18 protein-coding genes are annotated in these 17,007 nt (G+C 63.8%); 12 read left to right on the forward strand and 6 right to left on the reverse strand.

What is annotated here, in order from left to right:
* The first annotated feature begins 28 nt into the window (after positions 1 to 28).
* The 5 genes from smpB (at position 29) to KUV26_RS09375 (ending at position 3,967) form a co-directional block, all read left to right on the forward strand.
* Positions 29 to 511, forward strand: a complete 483-nt coding sequence (gene smpB, locus KUV26_RS09355) for an SsrA-binding protein SmpB (protein WP_019297314.1) — start codon at positions 29 to 31, stop codon at positions 509 to 511.
* A gap of 169 nt (positions 512 to 680) precedes the next feature.
* On the forward strand, positions 681 to 1,211 hold the full coding sequence (locus KUV26_RS09360; protein WP_261399813.1) for a hypothetical protein: 531 nt from the start codon (positions 681 to 683) through the stop codon (positions 1,209 to 1,211).
* A gap of 127 nt (positions 1,212 to 1,338) precedes the next feature.
* Positions 1,339 to 2,193 carry a 3-mercaptopyruvate sulfurtransferase gene (sseA, locus tag KUV26_RS09365; protein ID WP_222508148.1) on the forward strand — a complete coding sequence of 285 codons (855 nt, stop codon included), beginning with the start codon at positions 1,339 to 1,341 and terminating at the stop codon, positions 2,191 to 2,193.
* On the forward strand, positions 2,193 to 3,377 hold the full coding sequence (locus KUV26_RS09370) for an aromatic amino acid transaminase (protein ID WP_222508149.1): 1,185 nt from the start codon (positions 2,193 to 2,195) through the stop codon (positions 3,375 to 3,377). The genes sseA and KUV26_RS09370 overlap by 1 nt, the downstream gene beginning before the upstream one ends.
* A 329-nt stretch (positions 3,378 to 3,706) precedes the next feature.
* Entirely contained in the window at positions 3,707 to 3,967 is a 261-nt protein-coding gene (locus tag KUV26_RS09375; protein WP_222508150.1) for a hypothetical protein, read from the forward strand.
* A 105-nt stretch (positions 3,968 to 4,072) separates the two neighbouring features.
* On the opposite strand, the gene KUV26_RS09380 is transcribed toward KUV26_RS09375, so the two are convergent.
* The 3 genes from KUV26_RS09380 to KUV26_RS09390 all read right to left on the reverse strand — a co-directional run bounded on the left by KUV26_RS09380 (position 4,073) and on the right by KUV26_RS09390 (position 6,239).
* Entirely contained in the window at positions 4,073 to 4,384 is a 312-nt protein-coding gene (locus tag KUV26_RS09380) for a hypothetical protein (protein ID WP_222503269.1), read from the reverse strand.
* A gap of 155 nt (positions 4,385 to 4,539) precedes the next feature.
* Positions 4,540 to 5,874, reverse strand: a complete 1,335-nt coding sequence (locus tag KUV26_RS09385) for an ammonium transporter (RefSeq protein ID WP_222503270.1) — start codon at positions 5,872 to 5,874, stop codon at positions 4,540 to 4,542.
* A gap of 26 nt (positions 5,875 to 5,900) precedes the next feature.
* Positions 5,901 to 6,239: a P-II family nitrogen regulator gene (locus tag KUV26_RS09390; protein WP_222503271.1), complete on the reverse strand. Its 339-nt coding sequence runs from the start codon at positions 6,237 to 6,239 to the stop codon at positions 5,901 to 5,903.
* Positions 6,240 to 6,511: 272 nt separating this feature from the next.
* Here KUV26_RS09390 and KUV26_RS09395 point away from each other — a divergent pair, with 272 nt between their 5' ends.
* Positions 6,512 to 8,725: a transglycosylase domain-containing protein gene (locus tag KUV26_RS09395; protein ID WP_222508151.1), complete on the forward strand. Its 2,214-nt coding sequence runs from the start codon at positions 6,512 to 6,514 to the stop codon at positions 8,723 to 8,725.
* Between the two features lie 173 nt (positions 8,726 to 8,898).
* On the opposite strand, the gene KUV26_RS09400 is transcribed toward KUV26_RS09395, so the two are convergent.
* Positions 8,899 to 9,495: a phospholipid-binding protein MlaC gene (locus KUV26_RS09400; RefSeq protein ID WP_222508152.1), complete on the reverse strand. Its 597-nt coding sequence runs from the start codon at positions 9,493 to 9,495 to the stop codon at positions 8,899 to 8,901.
* A gap of 2 nt (positions 9,496 to 9,497) precedes the next feature.
* Positions 9,498 to 10,250 (reverse strand): VacJ family lipoprotein, encoded by a 753-nt coding sequence (locus KUV26_RS09405; protein ID WP_261399814.1) that lies wholly within the window; start codon positions 10,248 to 10,250, stop codon positions 9,498 to 9,500.
* 171 nt (positions 10,251 to 10,421) lie between these two features.
* Between KUV26_RS09405 and KUV26_RS09410 the strand changes: the two genes are divergently transcribed.
* From KUV26_RS09410 to KUV26_RS09435, 6 genes are all read left to right on the forward strand, one after another.
* A complete protein-coding gene (locus KUV26_RS09410; RefSeq protein ID WP_222503275.1) occupies positions 10,422 to 12,155 on the forward strand; it encodes a type I secretion system permease/ATPase in 1,734 nt (577 codons plus the stop codon).
* Positions 12,152 to 13,456: an HlyD family type I secretion periplasmic adaptor subunit gene (locus KUV26_RS09415; RefSeq protein WP_222508154.1), complete on the forward strand. Its 1,305-nt coding sequence runs from the start codon at positions 12,152 to 12,154 to the stop codon at positions 13,454 to 13,456. The genes KUV26_RS09410 and KUV26_RS09415 overlap by 4 nt, the downstream gene beginning before the upstream one ends.
* A 143-nt stretch (positions 13,457 to 13,599) precedes the next feature.
* Entirely contained in the window at positions 13,600 to 14,058 is a 459-nt protein-coding gene (locus KUV26_RS09420; protein WP_222508155.1) for a RidA family protein, read from the forward strand.
* Positions 14,055 to 14,828 carry a glycerophosphodiester phosphodiesterase family protein gene (locus KUV26_RS09425; protein ID WP_222508156.1) on the forward strand — a complete coding sequence of 258 codons (774 nt, stop codon included), beginning with the start codon at positions 14,055 to 14,057 and terminating at the stop codon, positions 14,826 to 14,828. The genes KUV26_RS09420 and KUV26_RS09425 overlap by 4 nt, the downstream gene beginning before the upstream one ends.
* Before the next feature lie 48 nt (positions 14,829 to 14,876).
* Positions 14,877 to 16,064, forward strand: a complete 1,188-nt coding sequence (locus KUV26_RS09430; RefSeq protein WP_222508157.1) for a GNAT family N-acetyltransferase — start codon at positions 14,877 to 14,879, stop codon at positions 16,062 to 16,064.
* On the forward strand, positions 16,061 to 16,369 hold the full coding sequence (locus KUV26_RS09435; protein WP_222503280.1) for a 4a-hydroxytetrahydrobiopterin dehydratase: 309 nt from the start codon (positions 16,061 to 16,063) through the stop codon (positions 16,367 to 16,369). Before KUV26_RS09430 ends, KUV26_RS09435 begins: the two co-directional genes overlap by 4 nt.
* 146 nt (positions 16,370 to 16,515) lie before the next feature.
* On the opposite strand, the gene KUV26_RS09440 is transcribed toward KUV26_RS09435, so the two are convergent.
* Positions 16,516 to 17,004: a peroxiredoxin gene (locus KUV26_RS09440; RefSeq protein WP_222503281.1), complete on the reverse strand. Its 489-nt coding sequence runs from the start codon at positions 17,002 to 17,004 to the stop codon at positions 16,516 to 16,518.
* Positions 17,005 to 17,007 lie beyond the last annotated feature (3 nt).

Below are 17,007 nucleotides of genomic sequence, written 5' to 3' on the forward strand. Positions count from 1 at the left end.
CCGCCGCGCGGCCTTACATCTGCCGCCCATGGCCAAGAAGAAGCAGACATCAGACCCGAACTACAAGGTGATCGCCGAAAACCGGCGGGCGCGCTTCGATTACGCGATCGAGGACGATATCGAATGCGGCATCGTGCTGGAGGGGTCCGAGGTCAAGGCGCTGCGCGGCAACGGCACCAACATCGCCGATTCCTACGCCGCGGTGGAGGAGGGAGAGCTGTGGCTGGTGAACTCCTACATCCCGCCTTACGCGCAGGCCAAGGTGTTCAAGCATGAGGAGCGCCGCCGCCGCAAGCTCTTGGTGTCGCGCAAAGAACTGTCGGACTTGTGGAACCTGACCCAGCGGAAGGGCATGACCCTTGTGCCGCTGGTGATCTATTTCAACCACAAGGGCCGCGCCAAGATCAAGCTGGGCATCGCCAAGGGCAAGAAGCTGCATGACAAGCGCGAAACCCAGGCCAAGCGCGACTGGGGCCGCCAGAAACAGCGCCTCCTGAAGGACGCCCGCTAATCGGTTTTCTGCTGCTTGCGAAAACAGCCGGCCAGTCGCGGTACAAGCGTTTTGCGCGGGCGGCTGTAATAACTTATTGTTTCAGTCAGAAAAGGCGCGACCCAGCAGATTCGGCATCCGAGTCAGGCCCGGCAGGAGTGATCCCGGGACCGGAAAAGGATGGCATCAAATGGTATTTACCCAATCAGAAACAGCGGCTCAGGCAACCGTCGGCCCGCAGCCGGCCGGCACGGCGGAACCGTTTGCCGCATTGGGCCTCGATGATTTTGAAGCCGGGCTGCTGCCGCTCCTGCGCCATTTTCTGGCAGGCTTGCGCCGGCCCGGCGGACAGGGCTGGCAGCATGCCTTTCATACGGCTGCGGAGCGCTGGGGGGAGACTTACGGGCTGGCCGTGGCGTATGCGCTGTTTAAAATCATCCGCGCATTGGAGGACGTGCGCCCGGAACGTCTGAACAGCCATGACGCGCTTTGTCTTGAGACCCGCGAATGCCTGACGGCGGATGAGCAGGCGCTTTTGCAGATGATCCATTACATGCGCCGTGATCAGACCCCGGCCGCGCGGCAAGCCGTTGCGGACGCGGCTCTGGGCCGGATGGACCCGCAGGTGATCCGCGCTGGCCTTGCATTCGCACGGCGGTTCCCTTGCAGCGGCGCCGAAACCGCGCCCCGCGCCGGACCGGTCCTGCGCACGGTCGGCTGACTGCGCCCGCGGCAATGCCTCCGATCGCGGATTTGCGACAGATAATTGCGTCAATACACCACCTTCCCTTGCGACTCCCGCATGGCGGCTGTAGGCATGGCGCAGGCGCACACAGGGAGAGGCTTCGATGCTCGACGACCCAAAAACCCTTGTTTCAACCGATTGGCTTGCGGCCCATCTGAAGGATCCGGATCTGCGGGTGCTGGACGCCTCATGGTATCTGCCGCAGCAGGAACGTGACGCCAAGGCCGAGTATGAGGCCGCCCATATCCCCGGCGGGCGGTTCTTTGATATCGACGAAATCTCCGATAACCGTTCCGACCTGCCGCACATGGTGCCTCCGGTCGAGAAATTCATGTCCAAGCTGCGGGCGATGGGGGTCGGCGACGGCCACCAGGTGGTGGTCTACGACGGCGCAGGCCTGTTCTCTGCTGCCCGCGTCTGGTGGCTGTTCCGGCTGATGGGGCAGACCAATATCGCGGTTCTGGACGGCGGCTTCCCGAAATGGCAGGCCGAGGGCCGCCCGGTCGAGGATCTGCCGCCGGTGATCCGCGACCGCCACATGACGGTGCGGGTGCAGAACCACATGGTGCGCGACGTGACCCAGGTTTCCGCCGCTGCCAAGCTGGGCGACCACGAAATCATCGACGCCCGTTCTGCCGAGCGCTTCCGCGGCGACGCGCCGGAGCCGCGCGAAGGTCTGCGCGCGGGCCACATTCCAGGCTCCCGCAATGTGCCCTTTGGCCAGGTGCTGAACGCCGATGGCACCATGAAGGATGCCGACGGCATCCGCGCCGCCTTTGAGGCCGCCGGCGTCGATCTGAACAAACCTGCAATTACTTCCTGCGGATCGGGCGTTACTGCCGCCATCCTCAGCCTCGCCCTGGAGCGTATCGGCAAGACCGACCATGCGCTTTATGACGGGTCCTGGGTGGAATGGGGTGCCTTCCCGACCCTTCCCGTTGCTACCGGAGAGAACTGATGTTCGAGACCCTGAAACCCCAGCCCGCCGACAAGATCCTGGCGCTGATGCAAATGTACCGCGACGACCCGCGCGCGGACAAGATCGACCTTGGCGTCGGCGTCTACAAGAACGCTGAGGGGGTCACGCCGGTGATGCGCGCGATCAAGGCGGCGGAGCACAAGCTGTGGGAAGAGCAGACCAGCAAATCCTATGTCGGCCTGGCCGGTGACCCGGCTTATTCGGACGCGATGATCAAGCTTATCCTGGGTGACGCGGTTGCGCGTGAGAACATCGCGGCGGCGGCGACACCCGGCGGCACCGGTGCGGTGCGCCAGGCGTTTGAGCTGATCAGGATGGCCAACCCCAAGGCGCGCGTCTTCGTGTCGGACCCGACCTGGCCGAACCACGTGTCAATCCTGAAATATGTCGGCATCGAAACCGTCGTCTACCGTTACTTTGACCGCGACACCCGCGGCGTGAACTTTGACGGCATGATGGAAGACCTGAAGGGCGCGCAAAAGGGCGACGTGGTGCTGCTGCACGGCTGCTGCCACAACCCGACCGGCGCCAACCTGAATGAGGTGCAGTGGAAAGAGGTCATCGCGCTCTTGAACGAGCGCGGCCTGATCCCGATGATCGACATCGCCTATCAGGGCTTTGGCGACGGCCTGGAAGAGGATGCGCTGGGCGTGCGCCTGGTGGCTTCCAGCTGCCCCGAGACGCTGATCGCGGCCAGCTGCTCCAAGAACTTCGGCATCTACCGTGAGCGCACCGGCCTCTTGATGGCAGTGACCAACGATGCCTCGGCACAGGCGCTGAACCAGGGCACGCTGGCCTTCCTGAACCGCCAGAACTATTCCTTCCCGCCGGACCACGGCGCCCGTCTGGTCACCATGATCCTGAACGATGATGCCCTGCGCGCCGACTGGGCGGCAGAGCTGGAAGAGGTGCGCCTGGGCATGCTGGGCCTGCGCCAGCAGCTGGCGGATGAACTTCAGCGGCTGACCGGTTCCGACCGGTTCGGCTTCATCGCCCAGCACCGCGGCATGTTCTCGCTCCTCGGCACCACGCCGGAGCTGGTCGAGAAGATGCGGGTCGACAATGGCATCTACATGGTCGGCGACAGCCGCCTGAATATCGCGGGCCTTAACGCGCAGACCGTGCCGGTGCTGGCCAAGGCGATTGTTGACGCCGGGGTCTGAGCGGCCTTACAAAAAAAGCAGAAACGCGCCCGCGAAACGGGCGCGTTTTTTTTGGCGGGAGGCTATCCAGGACTATTGCGTGATTTGCCTCTGGCTGCGGTCTCGTCAAAATCAAGGCACCCGCGCCTGGCGGTGTGTCTTGGCTGCACCAAGACCCTTTCGGGCTTGGGCGTGGCACCTCCTGCACGGTGAGGGGAGATCTGCCGGTGGAGGGTAGATTGCCATGCCGGAAGGCGGCGTCAGGGAATGCGGGGGCGGGCGACGGAAGCGGCAATGGCCTGCGTTCGAGCCTGCGGAAGTCACCAGTAACACAGCCTAGGAAACCTGAAATGACCCTCGCAAAATCTGTTCTCGCCCTGATTCTGTCCGCCGCCGTTGTGCTGCCGCTGGCGGCGCCTGCTTTCGCCGCGAACGGTGAAGTCATCGACCGCATTGAAAGCCGCGCCGACCGCCGTGAAGGCCGCCGGGACGCAGCCGTGGATGCCGGCGTGTGGGACGTGGTGGAGGATCACCTGGATCGAGCCGCAGACCGCCAGGATTACCGTGACCAGATGGCCGCCTCCAAGGTGATCGCGGTGCCCCAAAGCTGACATCAGGCGCAAACGCCCGTCCCGAGGCTTTCTCAAGCGGGCTATTCTGGAAACGCGCCCCATTGCGGGCGCGCTTGCCTGTGCGCCGGATGCGGCAAAAGACGGTCAGACGAAGCCAAGCTTCTTCATCGACATCGTGAATTCATAGGCTTTCTTACGGATGAACAGGAGTTCTCCCTTGTCATCCTTTGACAGCCCCTTGTCCTTCAATCGCTTATCGCAAATCGAATAGACGGTGCGTGCACGCTTAACGTTCAGGTCCGACAGGTACTTCAGGTCATCCAGCGCGCTGCGCCACTTGTCGAGATCCCTGAATTCCTTGAGCGCCTTCTCAAGGTCTTTGTCTTTGATGCGTTTCGGGCCCTTCTTCACGACCTCGGCCATATCGCGGTCGGCATTCACACGGAATATCGTCATTTCAATATCCTTTGTCCCGTGATTAGAGCGTAAAAGTATAGCACAGATTGCCAGGCGTTTGGTGAGAAAGCGGACCTGCTCCGCGGCCGGTCCGGAGAAACGTAAAACACGGCCCCGAGGGGCCGTGTTTCCGCAGTTCGGCAGGCGGGCCGGGATCAGCTGGGCGAGAACTCGGGATAGGCTTCCATGCCGAGCTCGGCCATGTCGAGCCCGTTGACCTCGTCCTCTTCCTCAACCCGGATGCCCAGGGTGGTGCGCAGGATGATCCAGACCACGGCCGAGGCCGCGACGGTAAACACGCCCACAACGGCGATGCCGGTCAGCTGGGTCAGCAGGCTTGCCTCGGGGTTGGACAGAACCACGGCCACGGTGCCCCAGATGCCGCAGATCAGGTGGACCGGGATGGCGCCAACCACGTCGTCGATCCGCAGCTTGTCCAGGAACGGTACTGCGAAGACCACGATCACGCCGCCGATGGCACCGATCAGGGTGGACAGGCCCAGACCCGGGGTCAGCGGTTCCGCGGTGATTGCCACCAGGCCGGCCAGCGCGCCGTTCAGGATCATGGTCAGATCGGGCTTGCGGAACAAGAGCTGGGTCAGCACCAGCGCGGCCACGGCGCCGCCTGCCGCAGCGGCGTTGGTGTTGGCAAAGATGCGGGAGATGTCGGCAACGTCGCCGATCGAGCCCATCGCCAGCTGCGAGCCGCCGTTGAAGCCGAACCAGCCCATCCACAGGATGAAGGTGCCGAGGGTGGCCAGCGCCAGGTTGGAGCCGGGCATCGGGATGGTTTTACCGTCCTTGTACTTGCCGATGCGCGGACCCAGGATCAGCGCGCCGGTCAGCGCGGCCCAGCCGCCCACCGAATGCACCACGGTCGAGCCTGCGAAATCCAGGAACCCCATCTGGTCCAGGAAGCCGCCGCCCCATTTCCAGCTGGCCTGGAACGGGTAGATCACGGCCGTCAGAATGATGGTGAATATCAGGAAGGGCCACAGCTTGATGCGCTCGGCCAGGGTGCCCGACACGATCGATGCGGTGGCGGCGCAGAACATCAGCTGAAAGAAGAAATCCGAGCCGGTGGAGGCATAGGAATAATCATCTGCCGCGTCGGCAGTGATGCCCACCGCCTCCAGCACGCCGGGGCCGAAGACGCCGGACAGCACGCCATCAACAGCCCAGTTGCCCAGCGGGTACATCAGGTTGTAGCCGATCAGCCAGTAGAACACCGCCGCCAGCGAAAACAGCGCCATATTCTTGGTCAGCTGCATGGTCACGTTCTTGGAGCGCACCAGGCCTGCCTCCAGCATGGCAAAGCCCGCGGCCATCCAGAACACCAGGCAGCCGCCGATCAGGAACAGCAGCGAGTTCAGGATGAACACGGTGTCGGTCGCGGGGTTCACACCCGGCGCCGGGCCGTCCTGGGCCAGCGCCAGGCCCGGCAGCGCGCTCAGCGCCAGGGCCGCAAGAGGGAGTTTCAGGGTCTTCATAAGTCTTTCCTCCATGCCGGGCGCGCTTACAGCGCCTCGAGGTTGGTTTCACCGGTGCGCACCCGCAGGGCCTGTTCCACATCCAGAACAAAAATCTTGCCGTCGCCGATCTTGCCGGTGCGGGCGGTCTCGGCGATGGCGCTGACGGCCGCCTCGGCCTGATCGGCGGGCACCACCAGTTCCAGCTTCAGTTTCGGCACGAAGTTCACTTCGTATTCGGCGCCGCGGTAGATTTCGGTGTGGCCGGCCTGGGCGCCGAAGCCCTTGATTTCGGTGACCATCAGCCCGCTCACGCCAAGACCGGTCAGCGCCTCGCGGACCTCGTCCAGCTTGAAGGGCTTGATGGCGGCTATGATCATTTTCATCTCTGCATCCCTTAGGTTTCGCGCTGCCCCGGCCCCATGCCGATGCATTGTGCACTTGCAGCAAAATCGCTGTGCCGAGTCGTGCAAAGCAGAAGGCAGCAAGTTTCCGCGCGTCTTTCTGCGGCCGCACAATAATTTTGCGCCTTTTGTGCGGATCGCTTAAAAACTGGCCATCTGGAAAAGGGGGAAAGGTCCGGATTCTGCCCCCTCTACAATCCGGCGCGGGCAGGATATGGTCCCCGGACAACGGGCAAACCGGGCAGGAACAGACGATGGCACAAGGATCCGGGCGTAGGCCTTTGGTGGCAGAGAAACGCTATTCCGCGGTCGGCAGGGGCAAACCTGCCGCCAAGAAACCTGCACGCAGGAAATCCGCACCCAAGGCCAAGGCGCCGGGGCTGCTGGGACGGCTGTTCGGCCGCAAGAAGGCTCGCGCCCGGCCGGTGCGCAGGAAACGCGGCGTGATCGGCTGGCTGCTGGCACCCTTTGCCTTTGTGTTCCGGCTGGCCTGGGGCTTTACCTGGCGTGTCGGCATGGTGGTATGCGGGCTGGTCGGCCTTGCGGTCGCCTTTCAGTATGCCCGCCTGCCGGATGTTTCGGCCTATCTGGACGGCCGCGCCCGCGGGTCCGTCACCATTCTGGACCGCGAGGGCGAGGTTTTTGCCTGGCGCGGCGACCAGTTCGGCGGCGTGGTGACCGCGGACACTGTTTCGCCGCACCTGAAGAACGCCATCGTCGCAACCGAGGACAAGCGGTTCTACCACCACCTCGGGATTTCGCCGCGCGGCGTGGCCAGTGCCATCCGCATCAATCTGAGCGAAGGCCGGGGGCCGCTGTCCGGCCACGGCGGCTCCACAATCACCCAGCAGGCCGCGAAACTCCTCTGCCTTGGCAAGGTCTATGATCCGGCCGAGTGGAAAAGCGAAAGCGCCTATGAGGCCGACTGCCGCAAGGGTTCGCTTTGGCGCAAGGGGACCGAGGCAATCTTTGCCCTGGCGATGGAAGCTAAATACAGCAAGGATGAGATACTCTCGATCTACATGAACCGCGCCTATATGGGCGGCGGCGCATACGGGGCGGAGGCTGCCGCGCAGCGCTATTTCGGCAAGTCGGCGAACCAGCTGAACCCGGCCGAAGGCGCGATGCTGGCGGGCCTGCTGACCGCGCCCTCGACGCTGGCTCCCACCAACAATCTGCAGCGTTCGCAGGACCGGGCGGCCACAGTGCTTCGGCTGATGCAGGAGCAGGGCTACCTGACGACCGCTGCGATGCAGAAGTACCAGGACAATCCGGCAGAGCTGAGCGAAGCTGCGGCGGCGCGGGCAGGCGGCTATTTTGCTGACTGGGTGATGGACAGCATTCCGGACTTCCTGGGCGATCAGACCACCGAAGACGTGGTGATCCGCTCCACCATGGATCAGCGCCTGCAGCGCGCTGCCGAAGAAGCGCTGAAATACGTCTTCGAAAACAAGGTCCGCGAAGGCTCTAAGGCCCAGGCCGCGATTGTGGTGATGAGCGCCGACGGCGCGGTGCGCGCCATGGTGGGCGGGCGCAAGACCCGGGTATCGGGCGTGTTCAACCGGGCGACCCAGGCCAAGCGGCAGACCGGGTCGGCGTTCAAGCCCTTTGTCTATGCCACCGCGCTGGAGCTCGGCTATTCGCCCTATGACCGGGTGCTGGATGCGAAATACTGCATGAATATCCCCGGCTCCGGCCAATGGTGTCCGGACAATTACACCCGCAAATTCTACGGTGAAGTGACCCTGGCCCGGGCGTTGCGCGACTCACTGAACGTGCCCGCGGTGAAAATTTCGGAGGCTGTGGGCCGCGACAAGGTGAGCAGGGTGGCCCGCGATTTCGGCATCGACAGCGACCTGGCGGCAGGGCCGTCTCTGGCGCTGGGGGCGTCGGAAAGCACGCTGCTGGAGATGACCGGGGCCTATGCGGGCATCCTCAATGGCGGCTCCTCGGTGACGCCCTATGGCGTGACAGAGCTGAAGCTGGTCGAAGACAGCGAGGCGCTGATGGGGGCCAGCGGCGGCATGGGAGAGCGGGTGATCCGCCCCGAGGCGGCACAGCAGCTGGTCTGGATGATGGAGAAGGTTATTTCCGGCGGCACCGGCCAGCGGGCGCAGATCCCGGGCTGGCAGGCCGCGGGCAAGTCCGGCACCACCTCGGCCGCCAAGGATGCCTGGTTCATCGGCTTCACCGCCGATTATGTGGCCGGCGTCTGGATGGGCTATGACGACAACACACCGCTTTCGGGGGTGACCGGCGGCGGCCTGCCTGCCGAGATCTGGCGTGAGACCATGGTGCGGGTGCACGAGGGGTTGGAGCCGAAGCCGCTGCCGATGCTGGAACCGGCGCCGATAGCCCCGCCGCCGCAGGAGCCGCGCCGCGAGCGACGCCGCCGCCAGGGGCCGAACCTCGGCCAGGAACTGGGCCGTGCGGTTGACAATATCCTGCGTGACATTCTCGGCCACTGACCGGGCCGCAGCCAAAGCGTCTCTGCCTTGTACGGCAGGGCGCTACTGCTCCTGATGCTGCAACGGCGGGGGGGGCAGAGCGCGCCGCAGCTGAAACAGCGCGGCGAGAGGCAGGCGGCAAAGAAAAAGGCTCCCCGCAGGGAGCCTTTCTCGATTACGGTAGCGGAGCCGGTTCAGCTCAGCCGTTCCAGCTCTGCGATCAGGGCGTCGATGTCGCCCTTCTTGCTGTCCAGGATCGCGCCGATCTCGGTGCGTTCGGTCAGCAGGAGGTTCACGCCTTCGATGAACATGTTGAAGAACAGGTCGCGGCCCGACCGGTCGGACACCAGGAAGGTGACCTCGAACGGCGACTGGCCCTTGAGGTAGGCAATGGTGCTCACCTCGTACCATTTCTTCACCTTCTTGACGCCCTTGACCTCCAGCTTGCCGCCGATGAATTCGCGGAAGCGTTTGCCGTACTTGCGCGAGATATAACCCTGGAAGGCCTTGGAGAAGGCTTTCTTCTGAGCCGCGGATGCCCGGCGCCCGTCTGCCCCCAGCGCATAGGCCGCGATATAGGAGGTGTCGCTGTAACGCTGGAAGATCCGCTCGAATTCGCGGAACATGGCGCTTTCGCCCTTGCCGGAGTCGATCACCCGGTTGATGTCGGCAACCAGGCTGTTGATCAGTGTGCTGGCGCTGTTTTCGGTCAGTGCCCACAGGGCCTGGGGCGCAGCAATCAGCGCGGCAGCACCGGCGCCGAGGCCGGTCAGGAATTTGCGGCGGTCCATCATCAGAATCCTTCGGTGTTCAGTTCGTACGGGTCGATTTCCTTGATCTCGGCGCCATCCCCCAGCTCGAACCGGCGGTTCTGCAGGTAGATCAGGCGCGATTGCGCATAGCTGTCGGCGCTCTCGTAGAGAATCGAGTCGATCGTGTCGGAATAGTTGCCACGATCGCCCATGCGGCGCACGATCTCGGCGTAGATGGTGATATTGTCGGCAGTATTCTGCTCGGCATATCCCAGCGGGTTGGTGAAGAAATCGACGGCAACCCCCACCGCGTCGCGGCTGGTCGAGGGGCCGAGCAGCGGCAGTTCGACATAGGCGCCTTCACCGACGCCCCATTTGTGCAGGGTCTCGCCGAAATCGGTGTTCACCGCCGGCACCTTGAATTCAGAGGCCGGATCGGCGAGGCCGGCAAAGCCCACTGTCGAGTTGATCACAAAGCGCGAAAACGCATTGCCCGCCGTCTTGAGGTCGCCTTGCAGCAATGCGTTGACCATCTGGCCCGGCATCGACAGGTTTTCGGCAAAATACGAGAAGCTGGTCACCATCGGCGCCGGTACAATCGCCACATACCCCTTGGAGGCGGGGCGGAAGGCGAGCCGATCGACACCGCGGTTGAAGGCGTGAATGGTGCGGTTGGTCCGCTCATAGGGGTCGAACACTTCTCCGGAGGCGCGTGCGACCGGGTCCTGAGTGGCGCAGCCAGCGGCAAAAGCGGCCAAAATCAGCGCAGGTACAAATTTAAGCGGTCGCAACATCAAGGGCATTCGGATAAGTGTCCAATTGGTACTGGAATGGGCGCGTCGGGGGGCAAATAAGGGTTCTCTAGCCGTTTTCCAGTCTGATTACATTTTTTTACCAGCTTGTGCCACAACTGGTACAATTCCAGCCCTGACCTGAAGCCATCGAACCACTATTGCAGTCTGACCATGAATAAAAGCCTTTACAAAAACGGGTACGAGGAACTGCGGCGGGTGCGGCGGCAGAGCCGCGGCCTGTACTGGTTCACCGGTGTATTCAGTTTCTTCGTGAATTTGCTGATGCTGACCGGCCCGCTTTACATGATGCAGGTCTATGACCGGGTGCTTGGCAGCCGCTCGGAGGCGACACTGCTGGCGCTGTCGCTGCTGGTGGTGTTTCTCTATGGCATGATGGGGCTGCTGGATTACGCCCGCGGCCGGATCATGGCCAGGGTGGGGGCGCGGCTCCAGGCGACGCTGGACAAGCGGGTGTTCGATGCGATGATCCGCCGTTCGGCGGTGGCGCAGGATCCGGTGGCGCAAACCGGGCTCAGCGATCTGGAATCGGTGCAGCGTCTGATCGCTTCTCCGGTGCTGACCGCCGCTTTCGACCTGCCCTGGACGCCGGTGTTCCTGGCGGGAATCGCGTTGTTTCACCCCTGGCTGGGCCTGCTGGCGCTGGGAGGCGGTGCGGTGCTGGTGATAATTGCCCTGTTGAACCAGATGTTCACGCGGCTGCCGCAGCAGAAGGCGGGCATGACCGGCCACAAGGCCAACCTGATGTCGGAGGAAATCCGCAACGAAGCGGAGATGATCCAGTCGATGGGCATGCGCGGCGCTTCGTTCGAGCGCTGGAAACAGGCCCGCGATGCAGCGTTGACCGACAGTGTCGCAGCCAATGACACCGGCGGCGGCTTCACCACGCTGACCAAGACGCTGCGGCTCTTCCTGCAGTCAGCGATGCTGGGTCTGGGTGCCTATCTGGTGCTGCAGAACGAAGTGACACCCGGCGCGATGATCGCCGGTTCGATCCTGATGGGCCGCGCGCTGGCGCCGATTGAGCTGGGGCTGGGCCAATGGGCGGTGGTGCAGCGGGCGATGAAAGGCTGGCATAATCTGGCCGAGCTGCTGGACAAGGTGCCCGAAGAAGAGGCGCGCACGGCGCTGCCCAAGCCGAAGGCGCTGCTGGAAGTGCAAGGTTTGGCGGTGGTGCCGCCGGGCAGCAACACGCCGCTCTTGCGCAATGTGAATTTCCGTGTGCAGCCGGGGCAGGCGATCGGGGTGATCGGGCCGTCGGGGTCGGGAAAGTCGACGCTGGCCCGTGCCTTGACCGGCGTGTGGCGGCCCGCAGCCGGCACCGTCCGGCTGGACGGTGCCTCGCTGGACCAGTACGCGCCGGATGTGCTGGGCGGCCATATCGGCTACCTGCCGCAGCGGGTGCAGGTTTTTGACGGCACCATCGCCCAGAACATCGCGCGCCTCGATCAGCAGCCCGACGCCGAGAAAGTTGTGGAGGCCGCCCGCAAGGCCGCCGCGCATGAGATGATCCTGAAGCTTCCGGAAGGATATGACACCCGCGTCAACGCCACTGGCGGGCGGCTGTCCGGCGGGCAGATGCAGCGGGTCGGGCTGGCACGGGCCCTGTTCGACGATCCGGTGATCGTGATCCTGGATGAGCCGAACTCAAACCTCGACAATGAAGGCTCGATTGCACTCAACCAGGCGATCAAGCAGATCAAGGCGGAGGGCCGCTCGGTGCTGATCATGGCGCACCGCCCGGCTGCGATTCAGGAGTGCGACATGCTTTTGGTCATCGACAAGGGGACCCAGACTGCCTTCGGGCCCAAGGACAAGGTGCTGCAGGAGATGGTTGCCAACCATCAGAACATCCGCCAGGCCACGGGCGCGGGAGGTGTGCGATGAGCGTGGAGAACAACTGGCCCGCACGGCGTCCGCTGATCATCGGCCTGATAACCCTGGCGGTTCTGGTGGGCGGCTTCGGTTCCTGGTCGGTGTTGTCATCGATCTCCGGCGCGGTGGTGGCAACGGGGCGGATCGAAGTAGACCGCAACCGGCAGGTGGTGCAGCACCTGGACGGCGGAATCGTTGCGGAAATCCTGGTGGACGAAGGCGACATGGTTCAGGAGGGCGATACGCTGATCCGGCTGGACGCCACTGAGCTGACCTCGCAGCTGGTGATCGTCGAAGGCCAGCTGTTTGAGCTTATGGCACGCCGCGGCCGGCTGGAGGCGGAGCGCGACGAGGCCGCGGAGATCACCTTTGATCCGGAACTGCTGAAAGCGGCCGAAACCCAGCCCGAGGTCAAGGACCTGGTGGAAGGACAGCGGCGCCTGTTCCATGCGCGCAGGGAAACCACGGCCCGGGAAATAGATCAGCTGGAAAAACGCCGGGTTCAGATCGAGGAGCAGATCCGCGGCATCCAGGCGCAGCAGACGTCGCTGAAGGTGCAGCTGGACCTGATCGGCGAGGAGCTGGGCAACCAGCAATCGCTTCTGGACCGCGGCCTGGCACAGGCTGCCACGGTGCTGAACCTGCGCCGAACCCAGGCCAGCCTGGACGGGCAGCTCGGCGAACTGGTGGCTGCCGAGGCGCAGGCGGAGGGGCGGATCACCGAGATCGACATCGAGATATTGAAGCTGGGCACGGGTCAGCGCGAGGAGGCGATAACCCGGCTGCGCGACCTGCGCTACCAGGAACTGGAACTGGCCGAGACCCGCCGCTCGCTGCGGCAGAGGCTGGCGCGGCTCGATATCACGGCACCGGTCTCGGGTGTGGTTTACGGGCTGCAGGTGCAGACCCCGCGCTCGGTGATCCGGCCGGCCGATCCGGTACTCTACCTGGTGCCGCAGGACCGGCCGCTGGTGATCGCGGCGCAGGTGGCCCCCACAGACATCGACCAGTTGTTCACCGGCCAGGAGGTGACGCTGCGGTTCTCGGCTCTGGACCAGCGCTCGACGCCGGAGCTGTTCGGCCATGTGACCCAGGTCTCGGCAGACGCGTTCGAGGATCAGGGAAGCGGCATTTCCTATTACAGGGCTGAGATTGAGCTGAACCCGGGCGAGCAGGGGCGCTTGCCGGCGGGCACGGTTCTGATTCCGGGCATGCCGGTGGAGAGCTATATCCGCACCGCCGACCGCTCGCCGCTGGCCTATCTCGTCAAACCGCTCACCGACTATTTCAACAAGGCTTTCCGGGAAAGCTGACGGGGCTGCCATTCGCAGATGCTTCCGGCTTGGCCGCCGCCTAGGAAGGGCGGATTGCCGCGCCGGGACTTCGCATTTTCCCTTTCCGAAACCTGCTGCTGCGGGTAGCGTCCCGGCCAGATAAGACTCGGAAGGAATGCGCCATGAGCATTGAAGCTAAACTGAAAGAGCTGGGCGTGACCCTGCCTGACGCGCCGGCACCGGCGGCCAACTACGTGCCTTATGTCGTCGCAGGCGACATGGTCTATATCTCCGGCCAGATTTCGGCGGATGAGAATGGACTGATCACCGGCACCCTGGGTGCAGATATGGACGTCGAAGCCGGCCAGGCCGCAGCAAAACGCTGCGCGATCGCACTGCTGGCACAGCTCAAGGCAGCCTGCGGCGGCGACCTGGAGCGGCTGGTCCGCGTCGTGAAGCTGGGCGCTTTTGTCAACTCGAACGCTGACTTCACGCAGCAGCCGCAGGTGGTGAACGGGGCCTCCGACTTCCTGGTCGAAGCGCTGGGCGACATTGGCCGCCACGCGCGTTCTGCCGTCAGCTCGCCCTCGCTGCCGCTGGGCGTAGCGGTTGAAATCGACGGCGTGTTCCAGATCAGATGACGCCGACCCTGCCTGCCGCATTCCTGACTGTTCCGCTGGCCCACCGCGCGCTGCACGATGTTGCGGACCGGCGCCCGGAGAACAGCCGCGCTGCCATCCGCGCAGCAATGGCGGCAGGCTACGGGATCGAAATAGACCTGCAGCTGTCCGAGGACGGCTGCGCCATGGTCTTTCATGACTATGATCTGGACCGGCTCGCCGAAGGCTCCGGTCCGGTCAGGGAAAGAACCCGTGAGGAACTTCGCGCCATTCCGCTCAGGGGCGGTGACGGCGAAGGAATCCCGGACCTGGCAGACGTGCTGGAGCTGGTTGCCGGCCAGGTGCCGTTGCTGATCGAGCTGAAGGACCAGCACGGGGAAATGGGTGTTACGGACGGAGTTCTGGAACGGGCTGCCGTGGACGCGCTGCAAGGCTACGCCGGCCCTGTGGCCCTGATGTCCTTCAATCCGAACTCCGTGGCGGAGCTGGCCAGGCTGGCACCGGACACCGCGCGCGGCATCACCACCAGTGCTTATGACCCGGCGGACTGGCAGGAACTTCCCGAGGCGGTTTGCGACGATCTGCGCGGCATCCCTGACTTCCAACGAAGCGGCTCCAGCTTCATCAGCCACGAGGCCGCGGATCTTGTCCGGCCGCGGGTGCAGGCGCTGCGCAACAGCGGGGTGCCGGTGCTGTGCTGGACCATCAGGTCCGCTGCGGAGGAAACCGCGGCACGGGCCTTTGCAGACAATGTCACGTTTGAACGCTACCTTTCGCCGCTAACATCTTGATCGCGCTGGACCGCACCCCACATCTTTGAAGCGGTGCGGAGGAATTGCATGGCTCAGGCGCAAATCGACATTCGAGTGCTTTCGTCGCTGTCGCAGATCACGGCAGAGGACTGGGATGCCTGCGCATGCCCCGAGGCAGCGGATGGCGGCCGCCCGCTGGATCCCTTCACCACTCACCGGTTTCTGAACGCGCTGGAAGAAAGCGGTTCGGTCGGGCCGGGCACCGGCTGGCAGCCGCAGTATCTGACCGCCTATCAGGAGGGCCGCCTGATCGCCTGCGCGCCGCTTTACGCAAAGGGGCACAGCCAGGGGGAATACATCTTCGACCACAACTGGGCCCACGCTTATGAGCAGGCCGGCGGCCATTATTACCCCAAGCTGCAGATCGCGGTGCCCTTCACCCCAGCCACCGGGCGGCGGTTCCTGGTGCGGCCCGGCTTCGATGGCATCGGCCATTCGGCGCTTTTGCAGGGCGCCGTGCAACTGGCCGCGGACAACAACCTGTCGTCGCTGCATGTGACGTTCTGCACCCAGGACGAGGCGCGGCTGGGCGAGGAGATGGGGCTGATGCTGCGCACCACGCAGCAGTTCCACTGGCAGAACGATGGCTATGCGGATTTCGAGGCCTTCATGCGGGCGCTGTCCTCGCGCAAGCGCAAGAACATCCGCAAGGAGCGGATGCAGGCGCAGTGCTTTGGCGGGGAGATCCGCGTCTATCAGGGCGAAGATCTGCGTCCCGAGCATTGGGATGCTTTCTGGGACTTCTACCAGGACACCGGCGCGCGCAAATGGGGCTCGCCCTATCTGACCCGGCAGTTCTTCGACATCGCGCACAGGACGATGGCCGACGACATTGCGCTGATTCTGGCCGGGCGCAACGGGCGCTACGTGGCGGGTGCGCTGAATTTTATTGGCCGGAAAACGCTTTACGGCCGGTATTGGGGCTGCGTTGAACAGCACCCCTGCCTGCACTTCGAGCTGTGCTATTATCAGGCCATAGAGCTGGCGATTGCCCTGGGCCTTGACCGGGCGGAAGCCGGCGCACAGGGTGAGCACAAGCTTGCGCGCGGCTACATGCCGTGCCAGACCCACAGCTTGCACTGGATCGGCGATCCCGGGTTTGCCGGGGCCGTCGGGCGCTACCTCGAAGCTGAACGGGCGGCTACCGAGGAAGAGATTGAAATCCTGACCGATTACGGCCCGTTCCGCAAAGCCCATGTGGAGGAGCAAGAATGACGGAAAAACTCTCCGACGCCACCCGCGGCCCGCTGCTTGAGCCGCTGTTCGCCACCGGCTGGGAAATGGTGGAAGGCCGCGATGCCATCACCAAGACTTTCAAGTTCAAAAATTTCGCCGATGCCTTCGGCTGGATGACCCGCGCCGCGATCTGGGCCGAGAAATGGAACCACCACCCGGAGTGGAGCAATGTTTACAACCGGGTGACGGTGGTGCTGACCACCCATGACGTGGACGGGATCAGCGCCCAGGACGCCAAGCTGGCGCGCAAGATGGACGGGCTGTTCGGCGAGCCGCAGGAGTGATCCATGCGGCCTGAAAACAGGTCAGCTTTCCTGCCCAATTGTTTCGCGCGCGAAACATTCCGGCAGCAGCGCTGACCTTATTCTTCACGAATTATTAAGGGCTTGTTGGAGCGGCCGCCAGCACTGGCGGCCACCGTGTTTCAGGCTTAGCCCATGGCTTCCAGCAGGCCTTCGCCGGCCGAAAGCTCGCACTGGCCGGGGTTTTCTTCCTTGTTGAGGATCTTCACCTCGCCGTCCTCGACCAGCATTGCATAGCGCAGCGAACGGCCGATCAGGCCGGCGGAGGGCACGTCCAGCCGCATCTCGATCGCTTCGGTAAAGGTGCACTCCGCATCCGACAGCATGGTGATCCCGGCTTCGGTGGCACCGGTGTTGTCGCCCCAGATCGACATCACGAAGGGATCATTCCCGGCCAGGCAAATGATTTCATCGACACCTTTGGCGGCAAACTGGTCCTTGGTGCGGATAAAGCTGGGCACATGGGCGGAATGGCAGGTGCTGGTAAAGGCGCCGGGAACGGCGAAGATCACGACTTTGCGCCCCTTCAGCTTGTCCGACAGCTGAACCTGCTCCGGGCCGTTATCTCCTATCCGCGTCAGTACAGCGTCCGGCAGCTGGTCTCCTACAGAAATCATTGC

Source organism: Leisingera daeponensis (assembly GCF_019801465.1).
In the GTDB taxonomy this organism is placed as follows: domain Bacteria; phylum Pseudomonadota; class Alphaproteobacteria; order Rhodobacterales; family Rhodobacteraceae; genus Leisingera; species Leisingera daeponensis_A.

Bases quoted from the DNA above. Each gene is read 5' to 3' on its own strand.
- KUV26_RS09360 (WP_261399813.1), top strand. From the start codon at position 681: ATGGTATTTACCCAATCAGAAACAGCGGCTCAGGCAACCGTCGGCCCG.
- KUV26_RS09370 (WP_222508149.1), top strand. From the start codon at position 2,193: ATGTTCGAGACCCTGAAACCCCAGCCCGCCGACAAGATCCTGGCGCTG.
- KUV26_RS09435 (WP_222503280.1), top strand. From the start codon at position 16,061: ATGACGGAAAAACTCTCCGACGCCACCCGCGGCCCGCTGCTTGAGCCG.
- KUV26_RS09400 (WP_222508152.1), bottom strand. From the start codon at position 9,495: ATGGACCGCCGCAAATTCCTGACCGGCCTCGGCGCCGGTGCTGCCGCG.
- KUV26_RS09385 (WP_222503270.1), bottom strand. From the start codon at position 5,874: ATGAAGACCCTGAAACTCCCTCTTGCGGCCCTGGCGCTGAGCGCGCTG.
- KUV26_RS09440 (WP_222503281.1), bottom strand. From the start codon at position 17,004: ATGATTTCTGTAGGAGACCAGCTGCCGGACGCTGTACTGACGCGGATA.
- KUV26_RS09430 (WP_222508157.1), top strand. From the start codon at position 14,877: ATGGCTCAGGCGCAAATCGACATTCGAGTGCTTTCGTCGCTGTCGCAG.
- KUV26_RS09415 (WP_222508154.1), top strand. From the start codon at position 12,152: ATGAGCGTGGAGAACAACTGGCCCGCACGGCGTCCGCTGATCATCGGC.
- KUV26_RS09375 (WP_222508150.1), top strand. From the start codon at position 3,707: ATGACCCTCGCAAAATCTGTTCTCGCCCTGATTCTGTCCGCCGCCGTT.
- KUV26_RS09420 (WP_222508155.1), top strand. From the start codon at position 13,600: ATGAGCATTGAAGCTAAACTGAAAGAGCTGGGCGTGACCCTGCCTGAC.
- KUV26_RS09390 (WP_222503271.1), bottom strand. From the start codon at position 6,239: ATGAAAATGATCATAGCCGCCATCAAGCCCTTCAAGCTGGACGAGGTC.
- KUV26_RS09405 (WP_261399814.1), bottom strand. From the start codon at position 10,250: ATGTTGCGACCGCTTAAATTTGTACCTGCGCTGATTTTGGCCGCTTTT.
- KUV26_RS09380 (WP_222503269.1), bottom strand. From the start codon at position 4,384: ATGACGATATTCCGTGTGAATGCCGACCGCGATATGGCCGAGGTCGTG.
- KUV26_RS09425 (WP_222508156.1), top strand. From the start codon at position 14,055: ATGACGCCGACCCTGCCTGCCGCATTCCTGACTGTTCCGCTGGCCCAC.
- sseA (WP_222508148.1), top strand. From the start codon at position 1,339: ATGCTCGACGACCCAAAAACCCTTGTTTCAACCGATTGGCTTGCGGCC.
- KUV26_RS09410 (WP_222503275.1), top strand. From the start codon at position 10,422: ATGAATAAAAGCCTTTACAAAAACGGGTACGAGGAACTGCGGCGGGTG.
- smpB (WP_019297314.1), top strand. From the start codon at position 29: ATGGCCAAGAAGAAGCAGACATCAGACCCGAACTACAAGGTGATCGCC.
- KUV26_RS09395 (WP_222508151.1), top strand. From the start codon at position 6,512: ATGGCACAAGGATCCGGGCGTAGGCCTTTGGTGGCAGAGAAACGCTAT.